16 protein-coding genes are annotated in these 20,577 nt (G+C 68.5%); 8 read left to right on the forward strand and 8 right to left on the reverse strand.

The features are described 5' to 3' along the window. The first annotated feature begins 2 nt into the window (after positions 1-2). Entirely contained in the window at positions 3-1,625 is a 1,623-nt protein-coding gene (locus NJ1_RS34785; RefSeq protein ID WP_067703594.1) for an acyl-CoA dehydrogenase family protein, read from the forward strand. A gap of 9 nt (positions 1,626-1,634) precedes the next feature. Here NJ1_RS34785 and NJ1_RS34790 read toward each other — a convergent pair whose 3' ends face one another. Continuing rightward, a complete protein-coding gene (locus NJ1_RS34790; protein WP_067703598.1) occupies positions 1,635-1,826 on the reverse strand; it encodes a helix-hairpin-helix domain-containing protein in 192 nt (63 codons plus the stop codon). A 102-nt stretch (positions 1,827-1,928) separates the two neighbouring features. Here NJ1_RS34790 and NJ1_RS34795 point away from each other — a divergent pair, with 102 nt between their 5' ends. Next, complete coding sequence (locus NJ1_RS34795) at positions 1,929-2,396, forward strand: hypothetical protein (protein WP_157574526.1); 468 nt, start codon at positions 1,929-1,931, stop codon at positions 2,394-2,396. 73 nt (positions 2,397-2,469) lie between these two features. Here NJ1_RS34795 and NJ1_RS34800 read toward each other — a convergent pair whose 3' ends face one another. From NJ1_RS34800 to NJ1_RS34815, 4 genes are read right to left on the reverse strand one after another with little or no spacing between them, the layout of a single operon-like run. Further along, positions 2,470-3,936, reverse strand: coding sequence for an ABC transporter ATP-binding protein (locus tag NJ1_RS34800; RefSeq protein WP_067703604.1), 1,467 nt, complete (start codon positions 3,934-3,936; stop codon positions 2,470-2,472). Next, a complete protein-coding gene (locus NJ1_RS34805; protein WP_067703607.1) occupies positions 3,933-4,742 on the reverse strand; it encodes an ABC transporter permease in 810 nt (269 codons plus the stop codon). The genes NJ1_RS34800 and NJ1_RS34805 overlap by 4 nt, the downstream gene beginning before the upstream one ends. Positions 4,743-4,800: 58 nt before the next feature. Next, positions 4,801-5,808, reverse strand: coding sequence for an ABC transporter permease (locus NJ1_RS34810; RefSeq protein WP_067703609.1), 1,008 nt, complete (start codon positions 5,806-5,808; stop codon positions 4,801-4,803). Continuing rightward, on the reverse strand, positions 5,805-7,304 hold the full coding sequence (locus tag NJ1_RS34815) for an ABC transporter substrate-binding protein (protein WP_067703611.1): 1,500 nt from the start codon (positions 7,302-7,304) through the stop codon (positions 5,805-5,807). Before NJ1_RS34815 ends, NJ1_RS34810 begins: the two co-directional genes overlap by 4 nt. A gap of 167 nt (positions 7,305-7,471) precedes the next feature. On the opposite strand from NJ1_RS34815, the gene NJ1_RS34820 reads away from it, so the two are divergent. The 4 genes from NJ1_RS34820 (at position 7,472) to NJ1_RS34835 (ending at position 13,116) form a co-directional block, all read left to right on the forward strand. Next, complete coding sequence (locus tag NJ1_RS34820; RefSeq protein WP_067703614.1) at positions 7,472-8,854, forward strand: DUF1731 domain-containing protein; 1,383 nt, start codon at positions 7,472-7,474, stop codon at positions 8,852-8,854. A gap of 143 nt (positions 8,855-8,997) precedes the next feature. Further along, entirely contained in the window at positions 8,998-9,843 is an 846-nt protein-coding gene (locus NJ1_RS34825) for an alpha/beta fold hydrolase (protein WP_067703616.1), read from the forward strand. A 144-nt stretch (positions 9,844-9,987) separates the two neighbouring features. Beyond that, on the forward strand, positions 9,988-10,338 hold the full coding sequence (locus NJ1_RS34830; RefSeq protein WP_067703619.1) for a DoxX family protein: 351 nt from the start codon (positions 9,988-9,990) through the stop codon (positions 10,336-10,338). A gap of 96 nt (positions 10,339-10,434) precedes the next feature. Beyond that, positions 10,435-13,116: a helix-turn-helix transcriptional regulator gene (locus tag NJ1_RS34835; protein WP_067703621.1), complete on the forward strand. Its 2,682-nt coding sequence runs from the start codon at positions 10,435-10,437 to the stop codon at positions 13,114-13,116. Between the two features lie 13 nt (positions 13,117-13,129). On the opposite strand, the gene pgi is transcribed toward NJ1_RS34835, so the two are convergent. Beyond that, on the reverse strand, positions 13,130-14,770 hold the full coding sequence (gene pgi / locus NJ1_RS34840; RefSeq protein ID WP_067703624.1) for a glucose-6-phosphate isomerase: 1,641 nt from the start codon (positions 14,768-14,770) through the stop codon (positions 13,130-13,132). 127 nt (positions 14,771-14,897) lie between these two features. Here pgi and NJ1_RS34845 point away from each other — a divergent pair, with 127 nt between their 5' ends. Beyond that, entirely contained in the window at positions 14,898-16,349 is a 1,452-nt protein-coding gene (locus NJ1_RS34845) for an NAD-dependent succinate-semialdehyde dehydrogenase (RefSeq protein WP_067703627.1), read from the forward strand. 258 nt (positions 16,350-16,607) lie between these two features. Here the strand turns inward: NJ1_RS34845 and NJ1_RS34850 are convergent, their stop codons facing one another. Continuing rightward, on the reverse strand, positions 16,608-16,922 hold the full coding sequence (locus NJ1_RS34850; protein WP_067703630.1) for a chorismate mutase: 315 nt from the start codon (positions 16,920-16,922) through the stop codon (positions 16,608-16,610). Between the two features lie 322 nt (positions 16,923-17,244). On the opposite strand from NJ1_RS34850, the gene pcrA reads away from it, so the two are divergent. Next, the gene (pcrA, locus tag NJ1_RS34855; RefSeq protein ID WP_067703633.1) at positions 17,245-19,698 is read left to right on the forward strand and encodes a DNA helicase PcrA; all 2,454 of its coding nucleotides are present in this window, start codon (positions 17,245-17,247) and stop codon (positions 19,696-19,698) included. A 182-nt stretch (positions 19,699-19,880) separates the two neighbouring features. On the opposite strand, the gene NJ1_RS34860 is transcribed toward pcrA, so the two are convergent. Continuing rightward, on the reverse strand, positions 19,881-20,577 hold a 697-nt coding region (locus NJ1_RS34860; protein ID WP_157574528.1), incomplete at its 5' end, for a M23 family metallopeptidase.

Consider the following 20,577-nt stretch of genomic DNA (forward strand, 5'->3'; position numbering starts at 1 on the left):
AGATGCCCACCCACGAAGTCTTCAATCAGGTGCCGGACCTGTTTCCGTTCGACAACTCCCGCAATCCCGCGCTGATCGAGGGACTGCACCGGGAGGGCGCGGGCTGGGCCGAGGCCGAGGTGCGCGAACTCGGCGCACTCGCGGGCGGCGTCCGGGCGCAGGAATGGGGCCGGGTCGCCAACGAGAACCCGCCGGTGCTGCACACGCACGACCGCTACGGCAATCGGGTGGACGAGGTCGAGTTCCACCCGTACTGGCACGAGCTCATGAAAGTCGCTGTGGCGCACGGCCTGCACGGCAGCCCGTGGCAGGAGGACCGGCCCGGCGCGCACACCGCCCGCGCCGCGAAGTTCTACACCTGGGGCATCTCCGACGCCGGGCACATGTGCCCGATCTCCATGACCTACGCGGTGGTGCCCGCGCTGCGCCACAATCGCGAGCTGGCCGCGCGATTCGAACCGCTGCTGGCCTCACGTGAATACGACTACGGGCTGCGTGAACCGTCGAGCAAGGCCGGTCTCATCGCGGGTATGTCAATGACCGAGAAGCAGGGCGGCTCGGACGTGCGGGCCAACACCACCACCGCCACACCGCAATCCGACGGCACCTACCGCATCGTCGGGCACAAGTGGTTCACCTCCGCGCCCATGTCGGACATGTTCCTCACCCTGGCGCAGGCCCCCGGCGGGCTGTCGTGCTTCCTGCTGCCGCGCGTGCTGCCGGACGGCACCCGCAATACCCTTCGGCTGCAACGCCTCAAGGACAAGCTGGGCAACAAGTCCAACGCCTCCTCGGAGATCGAGTACGAGAACGCGGTCGGCTGGCTGGTCGGCGCGGAGGGCGCGGGCGTGAAGACCATCATCGAGATGGTCAATATGACCCGGCTCGACTGCGTGATCGGCTCGGCCACCGGCATGCGCGCCGGGGTGGTGCACGCGGTGCATCACGCGCGGCATCGAAAGGCGTTCGGGGCCAACCTGATCGACCAGCCGGCCATGCGCAATGTGCTGGCCGACCTGGTGGTCGAGTCCGAGGCCGCCACCACCGTCATGATGCGGCTGGCCGGAGCCACCGACCGCGCCGCCACCGATCCGGCGGAGGCCGCGCTGCGCCGGATCGCGCTGGCCGTCACCAAGTACTGGGTGTGCAAGCGCGCGCCGTCGCATGCCGCCGAAGCCCTGGAATGCTTGGGCGGCAACGGGTATGTCGAGGAATCGGGAATGCCGCGGCTGTACCGCGAGGCTCCGCTCATGTCGATCTGGGAGGGCTCGGGCAATGTCGCGGCGCTGGACGCGTTGCGCGCCATGGCCCGTCAACCCGAGAGCGTCGAGGCCTTCTTCGACGAGATCTCCACCGCGCGTGGCGCGAACCCGCATCTGGACACCGCCATCGACCGGATCGGCAAGGAGCTCACCGATCTGAGCGATATCGAATACCGGGCCCGCCGCGTGGTCGAACTCATGGCGCTGACCCTGCAGGGCACGCAACTGGTGCGGCACGGCAACACAGCCGTCGCGGACGCGTTCTGCGCCACCCGCTTCGGCGGTGACTGGGGCATCGCCTTCGGCACGCTGCCGACCGGGATCGACACCGAGGCCATCCTCGAGCGCGCCTACGTCGACTGAGGTCGCGCGTCAGGCGAAGTCGAGGCCCTGGGCGGTGAGCTCCTCGCGCAGGATGCCGATGGCCTTCGGGCCGACACCGTGCAGGGCCATCAGTTCGGTCTCGGACACACCGGCGAGCTGTGTCAGGTGCAGGTATCCGGCGGCGGCGAGCGCGCGCGTCGCCGGTGCGCCGATACCTCGCGGCAGGGTCGAATCGGTCATACCGAGAGCGTAGGCCGATGGCCTCATCCGGCGGTGGTGCCACCGAAAGTAGGGGCGTGTTCCCGATAGCCAATCATCGGATGTCTTCCTAGGGTCGTGGGTATGAATGCACGTACTTTGCTCGGTGCGGCAGTTGCTTCGGTCGCGATGACGATCGCGGGAAATGGCGTTGCCGCCGCGGACAGTTGGGTCGACCCCGCCGAATACACGGTCGGGGACACGGTTTATTTCTCCGGTGCGATGGGCGGATGCACGATTCGCCCGAACGGTGATGTGGGCTGTGAACTCAATGGCAGGGGGGTCTGGTACGGAATCCCGACCCCGGACCTGGCCATCGACGCCGCCTTCCTGCCCGCCCATCCCACCTTCGGCCTGTTCGGGCACTACGCGCGACCCGGCGCCAAGGGCATGCCCTGGGACAACCAGGCGCCCTACGATCGCGAAATCACCAGCCTGATCAACTACGCGGGCGCGACCTGTGTGAACATCACCGGCCCGAATGCCTCCATCGCGTGCGACTCCAAGGGCCACTACTTCCGATACGGCGTGCGCGGCACCGAATTCCGCTGACAGCGTCCTGAATCCGCCGCTCGATCGGCATCGATCGGCGCCGACCTTCCCGACCACGTGGCGCACCCTGGGCTCATCCGATGAGCGCCAGGGTCGCTTCGTGCCGGGGGTCGTCCAACACTGTTGCCACCGCACCGGATTCGACGATGCGGCCCGACTCCAGCACGTGCACGAGGGTGCAGTAGCGCGCGATGAGCGGCATATCGTGGCTCACCACCAGCAAGGTCAGCCCTTCCTCACGGCGCAGGCGATCGAGCAGCGTCATGATGGACTCCGCGGTCGCGTCGTCCAGGGCCGAGGTGATCTCGTCGCACACCAGCAGCGCCGGATCGGTGGCCAGCGCACGAGCCAGCGCGACCCGCTGCCGCTGTCCACCCGAGAGTTCGTGCGGGTAGCGCTGTGCCATATCGGGATTCAGTTCGACACGCGCGAGTGCCTGCGCCACGTTCTCCGAGCGCCGCAGCGCCTGGGCGATCGTCCGCCGCGGATTGAGCGAACCGGAACTGTCCTGCGGCACGAAGCCCACCCGGCCGTCGATGCGCACGCGACCGCGCGTCGAATTCTGCAACCCGACCACGGCCCGAGCCAGCGTGGACTTTCCGGCTCCGGACGGCCCGGCCACCGCCACCGCCTGCCCCGCCCGCACCGTCAACTCTATGTCGTCGAGTACGACTCGCTTCCCTCGCACGACCTGCAGCTCGACTACCGAAAGAATCTCGGGCTCGGAGGAATTCGTGGAACATCCCAGGTCCGGAGTCGGACGATGGTGAATCGGGGCTAGCGGGTCGGCCTCGTCGGGTACGGGAGGGGAAGGGTTCGCCGCGCCCGCGAACGCCCCAGCTCCGTTCGCCGACGAACGCTCGTTCGGAGCCGCGGAGGTGCCGAGGTCGATGGTGATCGGCCGCGCCGAATGCAGGGCGATGGTGTCATCGGCGAGGTCGTGCAGGGCTTCGTGATGGTGACCGGACAGCAGCAGGGTGGTTCCGTGCGCGGTGACGTGTGCGCGAAGCAGCTCGGAGATGGAGTTCCGCAGGCGGGAGTGCAGACCGGCGAACGGTTCATCGAGCAGCAGGACGGGCGTTCGCCGGGCGAGCGCGCGGGCCAGTGCGACCCGGCGCTGCTCACCGCCGGAGAGTTCGGTGGGCCGGCGACGCAGGTAGGCGGTGGGCAGCTGCACCGCGGCCAGCGCCTGTTCCGCATGGTCGAGGGTGGCGTATTCGGTGAGCAGGGCGCGCACCCGCATGGTCGGGTTGAGCGCGGCGGCGGGATCCTGGCCGGTGTAAGTGACCTGCTCGCGGCGAAAGACACGCAGTGCCTTCGGGTTCAGCTCCAGCGGCCGATGATCTCCGACCCGCAGAGCGCCGGTGCCGGCCGTGCGCGCGGGCAGGTGTCCGAGCATGGCGCGCAGCAGCGTGGATTTGCCGGCGCCGGACGGACCGGTGAGCGCGGTGATGCCGCCGGGCGGGACGCGCAGACAGATCGGTGTCAGCAGTGCGGCGCCGGCGGGCCCGGTCACGGCGAAATCGGAGAGTTCGATCACGGGTGAGCCTTTCGTGCCGCGCGGCCGAAGGCGGCGGCGGACAGATTCACGCCCACCGCGACCACGGCTATGGCGATGCTCGGGGCGAGCACCGCCCACGGGTTGAGCAGCATGCCGGAGGCGTTCTCGCGCACCATGATCGCCCAGTTGGCCGCCCCCAGGCTCCCGGGCAGCTGGAGGAAAGCGGCGGCCGAGGCGACGTAGATTCCCGCCACGAAGCGCAATCCCAGCTGAGCGCAACACAACTCGCGCATGTTCGGCAGCATCTCGCGGAACACGATGTGCGAGCTGGATTCCCCGCACACGCGCGCCGCCTCCACGTAACCGGTGGCTGCCACGCCGGTGGCGGCGGCCGCGAAAACTCGCGCACAGTAGGGGATTCCGAACAACACAGCCACCGTGACCACCCCCAGTGCTCCGGACTCGGGCCACGACAGCATCACCAGCAGCACCCCGAGCACCGGCGGCAGCAGGACCGCCAGGTCCGCGCTGCGCTCCATCAGGACTCCCGCGCGCGGACGCAGAGCCGCCACCGATCCGAGCACACTCGACGGTCCCGTCACCATCACCGCGATCACCGCGGCCAGCAGGATCAATCCCCACCCGCCGTGCAGCATGTGCGTGAACACATCCCGCCCCAGCCGGTCCGTGCCCAGCCACGCGTTCCGGTCAGGCCCGGTGAACGGTTTCCCGGCCGAGTCGTCCACCGACCGCCGCGCCAGCCACGGACCCAGCAGTGCGGGCAGCACGACGAGCACCGCGGGCAAGGCCCGTAGCCACGGTCTCGCCGTTTCTCGCGGTTCCATGCGCCTGGTCCTCACGTGGCTTCCGCGGGCGTGGCCGGGACTCGGTGGTGGACCGCTGTCATGCGAAGTCCTCGATTCGCTGACCGTTGCGGCGGCGTGAGCGCACTCGGTCGGTGCCGGCGCCGGTGCCGCGCACCGACCAGGCCCGGACGGCGTCCGAGACGAGCAGGACCGCCATGATCACGATGGCGGTGACGGCGGTGACGGCGGCGGCGACGGTGGTGTCGCGCTGCGAGACCGAGCCCGCGAGCAGCGCGCCGAGACCCGGGTAGTTGAACAGGGTTTCGACCACCAGCGCGCCGCCCAGCAGCATGCCGATGGTGGTGGCGAAGGAAGCGGCGATGGTGGGCAGCGCGGTGGGCAGGATGTGGCGCAGCATGATTCGCGCCGGATCCAGCCCCGCGAGCCGGGCGTGCTCGACATGGGGAGCACGGGCGGAATCGGCCAGCGCGCCGCGAATCACCCTGGCGTTCCAGCCGATCTGTGGCAGCGCGAGCGCCAGGACCGGGAGTACCAGCATGTCGGCGCTCGCCGGATAGCCGGAGGAATCGACGACCGTCACGGCGGGCAGCCATCCGGTGGCCAGGGCGAAAATCGCGATCAACAGTGCGGCCAGGACGAATTCGGGCAGGGCGACCACGACGGTGGTGGCCGGTTGCAGGATGCGCGCGAGCAGGCCCGAGGGCTTCGCGGCCCAGTACATTCCCGCCGACAGCGAGATCAGCACGGTGAGAGCGAACGCGATTCCACCCAGGAGCAGGGTGGCGGGCGCGGCGGTGGCCAGCAACTCGTTCACCGATCGGCCGTTGGCGGTGGCGCCGAAATCACCTGTCGCCACGCCGGATATCCACTCCCAGAAGCGCACCGGCAGGGCGCGATCCAGGCCGAGTTCGTGCCGCTTGGCGGCCAGCTGCTCCGGTCCGGCGTCACGGCCCAGCGCCGCGCGGGCGGCATCGCCGGGCAACAGGTTCATGGCGGCGAACACCAGCGCCAGCAGCGTCACCAGTAGGGCGAGCCGTCGTACCGCGAATCCGGCGAACGCGATGATCCCGTTCGACGGTCTCACGCCAGCCAGGTCCGTTCCAGCTGCATTCGCCCGAAGCCGCCGAGAGTGGGCAGATCACGCACCCGGGAGGAGGCGATGTCGATGCCGTCGCCCATGCCCCACACCAGATATCCGCCGCGGTCGTACTGGATGCGCTGCAGCGCGCGGGAGTCGGCGGCCTGATCCGCGTCGGTCGGCGCGGCCAGCGACGCCGTGGTGGCCGCATCGAATTCCGCGTCGTGGAAGGCGGTTTCGTTGCGGTTGCTGGCGGAGTTCATCAGTTTGGCGGCGTAGAACAGGGTGGAATCGTTGGTGCCCCAGTTGACCGTGTACAGCGGAGCCTTCAGCCATGTCTGGTCGTAGAAGGTATTGGACTCCTGCACAACCACTTCCAGCTGCACGCCGGCCTCGCGTGCCTGGGTGGCGAACAGCTTGGCCGACTCGACTTCGCCGGCAGCCTCGGCCTTGGTGTAGAGCTGATAGGTGCGGCCGGTATCGAACCGGGCGTCGGCCAGCAGGGTGCGGGCCCGGGTCAGATCACGTGTGCGCTGTGGAATGGACTTGTCGTACAGGGGATCTCCGGTGCCGAGAATGTCGTTGGCGACACCGCCGTAGCCCGAGTACACCTGGGTCACCATGGCGTCGCGGTCCACCGCCAGGCGCAAGGCCTCGCGTACCCGGGCGTCCGCGAACGGGCCGTCGGAGGTCCGCATGGCCAGGGCGAGCGCGATATCGTTGGGGCGGCGCACGACCTGCAGATCACCGCGACCCTCGGCGGTGCGACCGGCGATCGCGCCCACATTGGACGCCAGGTCGATCTGTCCGCTGATCGCGGCGTTCGAGAGCGCGTCGACGCTCTCGAACAGGCTCACCTCGATGGCGTCCAATTTCGGTGCGGGCCCGTACCACTGGTCATTGCGCACCAACCGTGCGTTGCCCTGCCGGTACGACTCCAGCGTGAAGGGGCCGGTGCCGACGGCCTTGGTGAAGTCGGTGGTTCCCTGCTTGAGGGTGAAGGTCATCAGCCGAACCAGCAGCGGGATCTGAGTGTTGGGTGAAGTCGTTTGCAGAACAATACGATTGGATCCGTCCGCGGTGATGTCCTCGGGCCTCGAGACCGGCATCTTGGACTCGCCGCCGACCTCGCGCAGTCGCCGCAGCGACCACACCACGTCCTCCACGGTCACCGCGCTGCCGTCGTGGAAACGCGCGCCCTCGGCCAGGGTGAATGACCAGCGGGTGTGCTGCGCGTCCGGTTCCCAGGAAGAGGCAAGGCGGGGAACGACATTCGGATTGTTGCCGGGCACGGTCAGTGCGTCGTAGACCAGCGACGTGATCAGGAAGTCGCTGTCGTTGGGGAGATTGGCGTGCGGATCCCGCTCCAGTTTCGACACCCGGCCCAGCGCCCCGACCCGCAGCGTCCCGCCCGCCGAGTTCCCCTTGGCGCACGCTGCCAGCAGGAGCGCCGCGCCCAATCCCGCACCCGCCCGCAGTACCTGCCGTCTGGTCGCCGTCACAATCGCACCCTCTCGAAAGAACTTTCGCCCGGAAGTACCTTGCGGTGAGCAGAGGCTACCCTAAGCATGGTGTCGAGTCCGGTTGTTCGCAAGACCCCCATCGGCCGGCCGGTGCTGCGACCGAGCCCACGTTTCCCGGTGACCGTCTGCGGCGATAGCGTCGACGTATGCCTCGTACAGCGACGTACACCCAGTTCATCGCGCTTCCGCCGCAGCGACTCTGGAGCGTGCTCGGCGATCCGGCTCGGTGGCCGGAGTGGAATCCCGCCGTCACCTCGGTGACTCTGCGCGGGGCGCCGGCCGTCGGCGCCGCCGGTGACTATCTGCCGCGCGGGCGGGTGAGCGAGGCGATACACGACCGGATGGCGAAACCGTTCGTGCTGTCCACCTTCGTGCCCGATCGCGAATTGAGCATCGAGCAGCCCGAGCCCGCGGGAACCATGCGACTGCGCTGGACGCTGACCCCGCGTCCGGGTGGCACCGAACTGAGCGAGCAGCTCACCTTCAGCGGGGCCTCGGCTCCGGTGTTCCGAAGGGTGGTCGGGGACAATCTGCAGGCCGATGTGCGCACCGCCTTCGCGCGGCTGGCCCGACTCGCGGGACTGGAACCGGACCCCGATGCCTTGACCGCGGTGATCGCGGGCGGCACCGGAGCGCTCGGCCGCAAGATCGCCGCCGATCTGACCTGCCGGGGGCATCGGGTGAGCATCCTGACCCGCCGTGCGGATCCGGCGTTGCCGTACACCCAGTACGAGTGGGACGGGCGGACAGTGGGGGATTGGGTTGCGGCGCTGCGGAACCCGGGGCGCACCGCGCTGATCAATCTGGCCGGGAAGCTGGTCGACTGCCGTCCCACCGATCGCAATATCGCCGAATTGCGCAGCAGCCGAGTCGATTCGACCCGTGCGCTGGTCGCGGCGTCCGAGTCGCTGGATCGGCCGCTGGACTACTGGCTGCAAGCGAGCACCACCGCGATCTGGGCGGATGCCGGTGAAATCCGCTGCACCGAAACCACTCCGCTGCCGGTCCCCGGTCTGCCGCAGATGACCGGTGTGGCGCAGCCGTGGGAGGAAGCCCTCGAGGGGGCGAACGCCGAGCGCCGGAGCATTCTGCGCACCTCGATCGTGCTGGATCCGGACGCGCCCGCGCTGCGCACCCTCGCCACGCTGACCCGCGCGGGACTTGGAGGCAGTGTGGGCGACGGCACGCAGTGGTTCAGCTGGATCCATCTCGACGATTGGCTCGCCATCGTGCGCGCCGCGCTCGGGTTGGATTCGGAGGTGGTGCTGCCGGAGGGAATCCTGGTGGCCGCCACGGACTTTCCTGTCCGCAATCGGGAACTCATGACGGCTCTGCGCAGGCGGTTGCGCCGCCCCTGGTCGCCGCCGACCCCCGCCGCGGCGCTCACGATCGGTGCGATCTTCCTGCGCACCGATCCGGCACTCGGGCTCACGGGGCGGCACGCCACCTCGGATGTGTTGCGCGCGGCCGGGTTCCGCTTCCGCTATCCCACGCTGGAGGAGGCGCTGAGCGATCTGTTGCCGCGTTGAGAAATGCGCGCGATCCCACTCCGTGACGCCGGGGCTCGATTTCCCGCCCCCGGACCAGGAGCGGAGCTACGCTGAACTCGAAGACAACGATGTCAAATTGATCTCCGGACGGTGCGCCGCCCGGGATCGCGAGGGAGTTCAGCGTGGAAACCTTCGACCACCGCGGCCGTGCCGTCGCCTATGACCGTTACGGCAGCGGATCGCCGATCGTACTGCTGCACAACGCCGGTGCGAATCGCCGGATCTGGGACGAGCAGGTCGCGGCGCTGCGTTCCGGGCACGAGGTGTTCGCGCTGGACCTGCCGGGCTACGGGCACTCCGAGCGTCCCGCCGACGGCTACCGGCTCGCCGATTACACCGCTCTGCTCGACGCCTTCGTCGAAGCGCATCGCCTCACCGACGTCACCCTGATCGGCAATTGCCTCGGTGCGGCCACCTCGCTGAGCTACGCCATCCGGCATCCGGATCGCGTGCGCGGACTGGTGCTGATCAACCTCCTCACCCGGAATACCGTGCGCCGCGGGCGATCCGCCGCACTGGCCTGGGCCGATGGCAAGCTTCCCCTCGGCCGACCGGCCGAGGCGCTGCGGTTACCCGCTCTGATCATCGATCAGATCGTCACCAACCAGCTCGGCGAGCGGGGGCGGGCCCGGCAGTTGCAGCGCTCGGAGAAACTCCGGGCCTTCTGGGGTGACAAGGGCCGCTTGGCCGCACTGCACGGGCTCGTTCAGGGGTTCCCGGCGTACGCCGCGCTCGACACCTTCACACCACCCGCGAACTTCCCGCCCATCTGCACGATCTGGGGTGCGCAGAACCGCATCCTGTCGGCCGAAGCGGGGGCACGGGTCAACCTGACATTGCGGCCGCGCACCGCCGAGGTGCTGGCCGACTGCGGCCACCTGCCGATGGTCGAGGACCCGGAACGAGTCACCGCCATCATCCAGGAGTTCCTCGTCTCCACCCCGGAGCATCCCGTCCGGCAGGGGTGAGCTGTCCGGTCCGGCCGCGCTTTCGCCATAACCGGAGGTTATGAAAGCCGGTATTGGCGCTCTCGTATGTCCCTGGCGAGGCTGAGATCAGCGCGCCGCGAATCCGCCCCGCGCTGTCGGAACCAAGCGTCAGGGAGATCCACCATGGCCGTACTCGGCATTGCCGTCCTGCTCGTCACGATCGCGGCAAATGCCGCCGAGTCGGTTGCCAACTTCGCACGTGCGAAGTTCGTGGTGGCCAATATGGCGCAGGTGCGGGTGCCCGAGTCCATGCTGCCGCTCCTGGGCGCGTGCAAGGGCGCCGGTGCGATCGGGCTGGCGCTCGGGTTGGCCGGGGTCACATCCCTCGGCATCGCGGCCGCCGCCGGGCTGATCGTGTTCTTCGTCATCGCGGTCGGGGTCCACATCCGGACCGGGGTACTGCACAACATCGCCTTCCCGCTCGGGTTCCTGGCCCTGTCGGCCGCCTCGCTCGGGGCGATGCTCGCGTACTGAGTACTCGGTCTGCACGGCCCCGAACAGGCAATTGGTTGCCGTGGGCACCATTTCGCCCGTTTGCCGGATTGCGACGCGCCGCATAGGTTGTCGCATGTGCTGTACGGTCGTTCTCCCGAAGTACAGCAGATCGGACACCTGCTGAGCGCCGCGCTCGAGGGCCGCAGCGGTGCGCTCGCCGTCATCGCCGAGGCGGGCGAAGGCAAGTCCGCGCTGCTGCAGTATGCCGCGGAACAGGCCGAGGCGGGCTGGCGGATTCTCCGATGTTCCGGCGTGGAAACCGAATCCGAACTGCCCTTCGCCGGACTGCATCTGCTGCTCGCGTCCGCGCTCGGCCAGATCGAGGCCCTGCCGGAACCGCAACAGAAGGCGCTCGGCGGCGCCGTCGGACTCTGCCCCGGCGACGGAGCCGACCGCTTCCTGATCGGCGTCGCCACCCTCACCCTGCTGTCCGAACTCTGCGCGGACGGCCCGGTGCTGTGCCTCATCGACGATGCGCAATGGCTGGACCGTTCCTCCGCCGATGCCCTGCTCTTCGCCGCCCGCCGACTCGGCGCGGAAGGCATCGTCATGCTCTTCGCGGGCCGCCGCGATTTCGAACCGCAGGGCCTGCCCGAACTGCGGCTCGGCCCACTGGACACCATCGCCTCCGCGGCCCTGCTCGGCGAGCGCTGGCCCGGACTCGGCTCGGAGCAGCGCGCCCGGGTGCTGCGCGATGCCGCCGGAAATCCCTTGGCGCTGCTGGAATTCCCGTGCATGAACCGTGAGTCCTCGCCTGCGGAACCGCTCCCGCTGCCGCGCCGTCTGCAGACCGGGTACGAGCGGCAGATCGGCGAACACGACGAAGCCGCGCGCACCGCCATGCTCGTCGTCGCCGCCGAGGAGACCGGTGATCTCGGGCTGGTGCTGGCGGCACTGGGACTGCTCGGGTATTCGGCCGAAGCGCTCGCCGCCGCCGAGCGCTCGAACATGGTGCTGATCCAGGGGCAGAGCGTCACCTTCCGGCATCCGCTCAAGCGGTCCGCCGCCTATCACAGCGCCTCCTTCACTCAGCGGCTCGCGGTGCACGCCGCCATTGCCGCTGTGCTGGTGGACAATCCGGTGCGCAGCGCCTGGCATCTGGCCGCTGCCAGCACCGGGCCCGATGAAACCGTCGCCGCCGCACTGGAGTTCGCCGCGGAGCAGGCGCGCGAGCGCACCGGCCACGCGGCCGCCGCCGCGGCGCTGGAGCGGGCGGCCCGACTCACCCCGGATCCCGGGATGCGCGCCCGGCGACTCGTGCTCGCGGTCGAAACCGCCTCGCAGGCAGGACATACCGAGCGTGCGCTGCGCCTGGCCGAGGCCGCCGATCAGCTGCCGCTCGGCCCGGTCGAGCGCGCCCGCGTGATCGGCACCCGCGCGCTCATCGAGTTCGAGCACGGTTCCCTGCACCGGGCCAATCAGCTCATGATCGAGGCCGCCGACCAGGTCGCCGAGATCGAGCCCGAGCGCGCGGTGTTCCTGTTGATCGAAGCGGGCCGCATCGCCTGGACCGCGGGCGATCGGGTCGCCTTCCGAGTCGCCTACGACCGGCTCTATGCCCTGCCGAGCGATGCGGTGGAAGGTCCGGTGGCGGCGCTTCGCGGCGGAATCGCGCTGCTGGAGGGCAATCTCGACGAGGGCATCGCCATCATTCGCGCCAACGTCCTGTTCAGTCGCGTGGTGCCGATCGAAATGATCTCGCTGCGACTGGCTTTCGCCCTGCAGGCCGCGCTCATCGGCGATATGCCGCTCGCGCGTGAGCAATTGATCGAGCTGGTCGACCTGGTGCGTGAGCGCGGCATGATCGGCTGGTACCCGGCTGTCGGCTGCACGCTGGCCACCGCCGAGATGATCATCGGGCGGCTGCGCGAAGCCGAGATCACCGCGGTCCAGACCGCACGCGTCGCCGCCGATATCGGTCAGCCCGGCCGGGTCGCCGGAGCCGAGGCGGTGCTGGCGATCATCTCGGCGCTTCAGGGTGACGAGGCGCGCTGCCGCGAGCTCGCCGACCGCAATCTGCGCAGCGCCCCGGGCGATTACAACGCCGTCGACATCACCCATTTCGAATGGGCGCTGGCCCTGCTCGACCTGGGCCAGGGCCGCTACGAGCATGCGCTGTCCAGGCTCGAATCACTGCACCAGGCCACCGACATGGCGCGCGGTCACTGGATCGACCTGCTCTCGGATCTGGTGGAGGCGGCCGCGCGGCTGCGCGAACCGCTGCGCGCCGCCGCCGCGCTCACCGAGATCGAGGCGTGGTCCGCCGCGTTGGACACCCCGTGGGCCGAAGCGCTCATGCTCAGCTGCCAGGGCATGCTGCGCGGCGACGGTGAACTGCTGGCCCGGGCGTTGAAGCTGCACGCGGTGGCCGACCGGTGGTTCGACCACGCCCGCACCTCGCTGTTCTACGGCGAATGGCTGCGCCGTGAACGCCGGATGCACGAGGCCCGGACCCATCTGCGCAAGGCGCTGGACACCTTCGACCGGCTCGGCGCGGCGCTCTGGGCCGACCGGGCGCGCGTCGAACTACGCGCCGCCGGTGAGGGTTCGGTGCCCGAGCCGGAGGACGACGTCTCGGCCCGGCTCACCCCGCAGGAGCTTCAGGTGGTTCGGCTCGCGGCGCACGGCGCGACCAACAAGGAGATCGCCGCCCAGCTGTTCCTGAGTCCGAAAACCGTTGGGCACCACCTGTATCGGGCTTTCCCTAAACTCGGCGTGAGCAACCGGGTGGAGCTGGCGCGGCTGAAGATCGCCTGAGCGACCGGGGTGCTCAGGCGCGATGGTCCCGGTACCAGCGGATCAGCGCGTCGGTGGACGAATCCGCCTGGGGTTCGGGCTCTTCCGCGGAGGTCAGCAGCGGCTCGAGTGCCAGCGCCTGCTGCTTGCCAAGTTCCACGCCCCACTGATCGAAACTGTCGATGCCCCAGATGGAGCCCTCGGTGAAGACCTGGTGCTCGTACAGGGCGATCAGCTGACCCAGCACCGACGGGGTGAGCTGCGGGGCGAGGATGGCGGTGGAGGGGCGGTTGCCCGGCATCACCTTGTGCGGCACCAGTTCCGGATCGGTGCCCTCAGCGGCGATCTCCTCGGCGGTCTTGCCGAAGGCCAGCACCTTGGTCTGGGCGAACAGATTGCTCATCAGGATGTCGTGCATGCTGCCGGTGCCGTCGAGGGTCGGCAGATCGTCCGTGGGGCGGGCGAATCCGATGAAATCGGCGGGTACCAGCACGGTGCCCTGATGCAGCAGTTGATAGAAGGCGTGCTGGCCGTTGGTGCCCGGCTCGCCCCAGAAGATCTCACCGGTGGACGTGCTCACCGGAGTGCCGTCCGCGCGAACGGATTTGCCGTTCGACTCCATCGTCAACTGCTGCAGATACGCCGGAAAGCGCGCCAGGTCATTGGAATACGGCAGCACCGCGCGCGACTGCGCACCGAAGAAGTTCGAGTACCAGACGCCGAGCATGCCCAGGATCACCGGAGCGTTCTCGGCCAGTGGCGCGGTGCGGAAATGCTCGTCCACCGTGTGCATTCCGGCCAGGAATTCGGCGAACCGCTCCTTGCCGACCGTCACCATGACCGACAGTCCGATGGCCGAATCGACCGAGTACCGCCCGCCGACCCAGTCCCAGAAACCGAACATGTTGTCGGTGTCGATGCCGAAATCTGCCACCCGCTGCGCATGGGTGGACACCGCCACGAAATGCTTCGCCACCGCGTCCTCGCCGAGCGCGGCCACCAGCCAGCGCCGGGCCGCGGTGGCATTGGTGAGCGTCTCGAGCGTGGAGAAGGTCTTGGACGCCACGATGAACAGCGTCGTGGCCGGATCCAGGCCGTGCAGCTTCGAAATCAGGTCGGACGGATCGACATTCGACACGAAGCGCGCCGAGATCCCGGCGTCCGCGTAGTGCCGCAGCGCCAGATACACCATGGCCGGACCCAGATCCGAACCGCCGATGCCGATGTTGACCACCGTGGTGATGCGCTCGCCGGTGGCCCCGCGCCACTGCCCGGACCGCACCGCGTCGGTGAACTCGCCCATCCGGCGCAGCACCTCGTGCACCTGCGCGCCGGCGTCCTCGCCGTCGACCATGACCTGCTGACCGGCCGGAACCCGCAGTGCCACATGCTCGACCGCGCGGTCCTCGGAGGTGTTGATGTGCTCGCCCGCGAACATGGCGTCACGGTGGCGCTCCACCCCGGCGGCTTCGGCCAGATGCACCAGCAGATCGAGCGTTTCGCGCGTGACCCGGTGCTTGGAATAGTCGATGCGCAGGTCTCCGACCTGCACGGTCAGCTCACGACCGCGCTCGGGGTCCTCGGTGAAGAACTCACGAAGATGCCGCCCGGATATGGCCGCATGGTGGTCGTGCAGTTTCCCCCAGGCCGCCGATGCGGTGATGTCGCTGCTCACGACCGCCGAGGTTACAACCCGAAAATGCAACCCGCAGGTAACAAACGGTGATTCGTGGTATTCACCCTGGGCAGCGACCGATTCGAGTTTGCGGCCCAGCCCGGAAATCCGAGCCTAGGCTGGCGGCATGGTCTCCGAAACCGAACTACTCGATGCCATTCCCACCACGCTCTGGATCGGCGGACCGGTGTCAGCCACCGGCGGCGCGACCTTCCCGGTCCACAATCCCGCGACCGGCGAGGTCATCGCGAACGTCGCCGACGCCACCCCCGAGGACGCCGTCCGAGCCCTGGACGCGGCCGCGGCCGTACAGGCCGAGTGGGCCGCCACCCCGGCCCGGCAGCGCGGTGAGATCCTGCGCGCGGTCTTCGAGGCGATCACGGCCAGGTCCGAGGAATTCGCCCTCCTGATGACCCTGGAAATGGGCAAGGCGCTGCCCGAGAGCCGCAACGAGGTCAAGTACGGCGCGGAGTTCTTCCGCTGGTTCAGCGAGGAAGCCGTGCGCATTCACGGCCGCTACCAGAGCGCGCCCGCCGGCACCGGGCGCATCCTCGTGCACAAGCAGCCGGTCGGGCCGTGTCTGGCCATCACGCCGTGGAACTTCCCGCTCGCCATGGGCACCCGCAAGATCGGCCCCGCACTGGCGGCCGGTTGCACCATGATCGTGAAGCCCGCGAGCGCGACGCCGCTGACCATGCTGCTGCTGGCTCAGCTGTGCAGCGAGGCCGGATTGCCCGACGGGGTCCTGTCCGTCATCACAACCAGTCGTTCCGGGGCCGTCACCGGCCCGCTGCTGAACGATCCGCGTCTGCGCAAGCTCACCTTCACCGGATCGACTCCGGTCGGTAAGAAGCTCGTGGAGGCGTCCGCGCACGGATTGCTGCGCACCTCCATGGAGCTCGGCGGCAACGCGCCCTTCGTGGTTTTCGAGGACGCCGACATCGATGCCGCCGTGCAGGGCGCGGTATTGGCCAAGCTGCGCAACGGTGGTGAGGCGTGCACGGCCGCGAACCGCTTCCACGTGCAGAACTCGGTTCGCCAGGAGTTCACCGAAAAACTGGTCGCGGCGATGGCCGAGTACACGCTCGGACCCGGCACCGATCCGGCGACCACGCTCGGCCCGCTCATCAACGAGAGCCAGCTCGACATCGTCGGCGACCTCGTCGAGGACGCGGTCGCCGCGGGCGCGAAGATCGAACTCGGCGGCAAGGCCCCGGGCGGAGCGGGCTGGTTCTACCCGGCGACGGTCCTGTCCGACATCCCGGACACGGCGCGCATCCTGCGCGAGGAGGTCTTCGGGCCGGTCGCGCCGATCGTCGGGTTCGACACCGAGGAGGAAGGGCTGGCCGCCGCGAACAACACCGAATACGGCCTGGTGGCATACGTTTTCACGCAGGATCTCGCGCGGGCGCTGCGAGTGGCGGAAGGCTTGGAGACCGGCATGGTCGGAGTCAACCGCGGCGTCATCTCCGATCCGGCCGCGCCCTTCGGCGGCGTGAAGGAATCCGGATTCGGCCGGGAGGGCGGATTCGAGGGCATCGAGGAGTATCTCGACACGAAGTACATCGCCCTGCCCTGAGGTACATCGCCCTGCCCTGAGGAAGGCCGCGAAAGCGGTCCGGAAAACAGCACCGCCCCGGGGTGATGAATCACCCGGGGCGGCCTGAGGGCAGCGGCACTCGATGGAGTGCCGCATGTGGTCTAGGGAAGCCGCGCAGCGGCACACCCCTCGTGAATCGTTGCGAGGTGTGCGCCGCGTTACACAATCTTCGAATCGGCTATGAAAAAGATCTCGGCGCGCGTGCGGGGTCCGGGACCCGGCACCGGCCCGAGTGGGTCAGTGACCCAGTCTGCCGCGGCCCAGACGCAGCAGCAGCATGGCGAGCGTGTGGCCCTCCTGGCCCAGCTCGCTGAACCGCTCGAGCACCTTCATCTCGCGGGAATGCACCAGTTTGGGGCCGCCGTTGGCCATGCGGGTGCGGCCGATGATGCGCGACACCTCGGTACGTCGCTTGATCGCCGCCAGAATCTCGGCATCGAGCTTGTCGATCTCCTTGCGCAACTTGTCGATCTCCGCCTCGGAAGGCAGTGCGGTCGTACCGGCGTCCGATCCGGTGGCAGGCTCGGATTGTCCCGTCGTCGAGATGCTCATGCTTTCACTCCTCGTGGTCCAAAACGTCGATCGGCAGACGAGTCCGACCCGTTACCGATCGGTTCTTCACCAAGAATCAGACCTACTGGGTCTTACATTGTCCCCCCGGGGGGTGCGCCCGAGTTCTACCTGCAGCTCGAGCGCTGGTCATCTGGCCAGTGTGCCACGCTGTGCGACCCGAACAAAACGTGTTCATTTGTGAATCTCCTGAGTATTTTGCGAAGTTCACGGTTTGTTCGCGGTTCGGTGGACCAGCACTAATCGGACGTCTCGACCGGTGGGCTTCATATGTGTCGGTGCGCGCCGGTAGCGTTGACGGGCGATGAACACGACGGTGGCGCACGACCAGCAGAAGACCGAGCAGGCGCGGCGGGAACAGGCGTTGCTCGAAGGTTTGAATCCTCAGCAGCGCGCCGCGGTGATGCACACCGGTACCCCGCTGTTGATCGTGGCCGGCGCCGGATCGGGCAAGACGGCGGTCCTGACCCGCCGCATCGCCTATCTGCTCGCGGCCCGCGGGGTGCGGCCCGGGGAGATCCTCGCGATCACCTTCACCAACAAGGCCGCCGCCGAGATGCGCGAACGCGTCGCCGAACTGGTCGGCCCGCGCGCGGCGAGCATGTGGGTGTCCACCTTCCACTCCAGCTGCGTGCGAATTCTGCGTACCCAGGCTTCGCTGGTCGCCGGCCTCAACACCAACTTCTCCATCTACGACGCGGACGACTCGCGACGGCTGCTGGCCATGATCGGGCGCGATTTCGACATCGACGCCAAGAAGTTCACCCCGCGCCTGCTGTCCACCGCCATCTCCAATCTCAAGAACGAGCTCATCGACCCGGAGCAGGCCGCCACCGACGCCGCGAAGGACGAGGGCGAGTTCTCGCGCATCGTGGCGCGCGTCTACGACGAGTACCAGCGGCGGCTGCGCGCGGCCAACGCCCTGGACTTCGACGACCTGATCGGTGAGACGGTCGCGCTGCTGCAGCGGCATCCCCAGGTGGCCGAGTACTACCGCCGCCGGTTCCGGCACATCATGGTCGACGAGTACCAGGACACCAACCACGCCCAGTACGTGCTGGTGCGTGAACTCGTCGGTTATCACCTGCCCCGCGACGCCGAGGACCGGGTACCGCCCAGCGAACTGTGCGTGGTGGGTGACGCCGACCAGTCCATCTACGCCTTCCGCGGTGCGACGATCCGCAATATCGAGGAGTTCGAGCGCGACTTCCCGGACGCGGAAACCATTCTGCTGGAACAGAATTACCGCTCCACCCAGCACATCCTGGCTGCGGCCAACGCCGTCATCGCCCGCAACGAGAACCGTCGCGAGAAGAAGCTCTGGACCGATCAGGGCGACGGCGATCTGATCGTCGGCTACGTCGCGGACAACGAGCACGACGAGGCCTCGTTCGTGGCGCGCGAGATCGATCGACTGGTCGACAACGCCGAGGCCAACTACAACGACGTCGCGATCTTCTACCGCACCAACAACAACTCCCGCGCCCTGGAGGAAATCTTCATCCGGATGGGCCTGCCCTACAAGGTGGTCGGCGGCGTCCGCTTCTACGAGCGCAAGGAAGTGCGGGACATCGTCGCGTACCTGCGCGTGCTGGAGAACCCGGATGACGCGGTCAGCCTGCGCCGCATCCTCAACACCCCCCGCCGCGGCATCGGCGATCGCGCCGAGGCCTGCGTGGCCGTGCACGCCGAACAGCGCAATATCGGCTTCGCACAGGCGCTTAGGGACGCGGCGGAGGGCAAGGTGGCGCTGCTCAACACCCGGGCGCAGCGGGCCATCGCCGGATTCGTGGAGCTGCTCGGCGAGATCCGGTCCGCCGGTGTCCAGGCGGATCAGGACTTCCCGGATGTCGGGGCGATCGTCGAGGCGGTGCTGGACCGCACCGGGTATCGCACCGAGCTCGAGATGTCCGACGATCCGCAGGACGGCGCGCGGCTGGACAACCTCAACGAATTGGTCAGCGTCGCACGTGAGTTCAGCTCCGAGGCGCGCAACAATGTCGAGGCCGCCGAGGCCGAGGGCCTCGTGCCCGAGGCTTCCGAGGGCGAACCGGACCCGGGCTCGCTCGCCGCTTTCCTCGAGCGCGTCTCGCTGGTGGCCGACAGCGACCAGATTCCGGACGAGGGCACCGGCGTGGTGACCCTCATGACCCTCCATACGGCCAAGGGGCTGGAGTTCCCGGTGGTCTTCGTCACCGGGTGGGAAGACGGGCAATTCCCGCATATGCGCGCCCTGGGCGACCCGACCGAGCTGGCCGAGGAACGCCGTCTGGCCTATGTGGGCATCACCCGTGCACGCAAGCGCCTGTATCTGAGCCGCGCGGTGGTCCGATCCGGCTGGGGGCAGCCGGTCTCGAACCCCGAATCGCGCTTCCTGCAGGAGATCCCGGGCCATCTGATGGACTGGCGCCGGCTCGAGCCCACCATGTCGCAGAGCATGCGGGGCACCCGCCGCCGCGGCGAAGACGATGGCGTGGACCGTGATTGGACGCGCGGTGACGGCTGGTCCGAGCAGCGCCCCGGCGTCCGCGGATCCGAGCGCCGCCCCGCGCCGTCGAGCAGCCCCGCCGGGGGCAAGCGCAACAACACCAATCTGGTGCTGGCCGTGGGGGACCGGGTCAGCGACGACAAGTACGGCCTGGGCAAGGTCGTCGCCGCCGAGGGCTTCGGCGCGCTGGCCACGGTGACTATCGATTTCGGCACCGCCGGCAAGATCCGCCTGATCCCGCAGTTCAGCCGGACCCTGATCAAACTCTGATCGGTTCGCGCGGAACGTTCCGCATCGGAAGTCCGTATCCCGGCACGCGCAAGGCGCAGACGGACTTCCGGTGCCGGGCGCATGATCGGCGGTGAATGGTTCGTGCCGTGAAACGACTTCAGCGCGCCGGTCGCGATGACCGGCGCGCTGAAGTGGATATCGAAAGTGCCTGTGGCGCCGCGTCAGTCGCGCTGGATGCCCAGTGAGATGCCGCGCGAGGCGAGCCAGGGGAGCGGGTCGATCTTGTCGACGCCGTTCAGCCAGACCTCGAAGTGGCAGTGCGGGCCGGTGGAGAAGCCGCGATTGCCGACGGTGGCGATCTGGTCCCCGGCCATGACGCGCATGCCCTGGGAGACGACGGCGGTGTCGATGTGGCCGTAGATGGTCACGGTGCCGTCGTCGTGCAGCAGTCGCACCCACATGCCGAAACCCGATGCGGGACCGGCCTCGAGCACCGTGGCGTCGGCGACGGCGTAGATCGGAGTGCCGATCGGGGCCGCGACGTCCACGCCCAGATGCTGTACGCCCCAGCGGGCGCCGAAGCCGGAGGTGAAGTTGCCGTTGGCGAATCGGGTCCACAGCGGCCGCAGCTTCGCGGATTCGGCGGCGGCGATATCGGCCGCGTACTGCTGACCCTTTTGCAGGATGTCGCTGAACTGGTTGAGGTCCGTCACGCCGGAGGCGTTGAGCACCTGCGGGGAACCCGAGGAGTCGAGCCCGATGGTTTCGTTGCCCGAGATGTCCTTGACCTGTGCGGCGGCCTGGAAGTCGACGTTATCGGTCTGCGTGCCGGTGGTCTCGATACCGGTCTGCCCGGCGGCGACCACGGCTCCGGCGGCCACGGCGATGACCGCGGCGCGGCCCTTCAGCGCGGCGGGC

This window comes from Nocardia jejuensis NBRC 103114 (assembly GCF_001613145.1).
GTDB lineage: Bacteria > Actinomycetota > Actinomycetes > Mycobacteriales > Mycobacteriaceae > Nocardia > Nocardia jejuensis.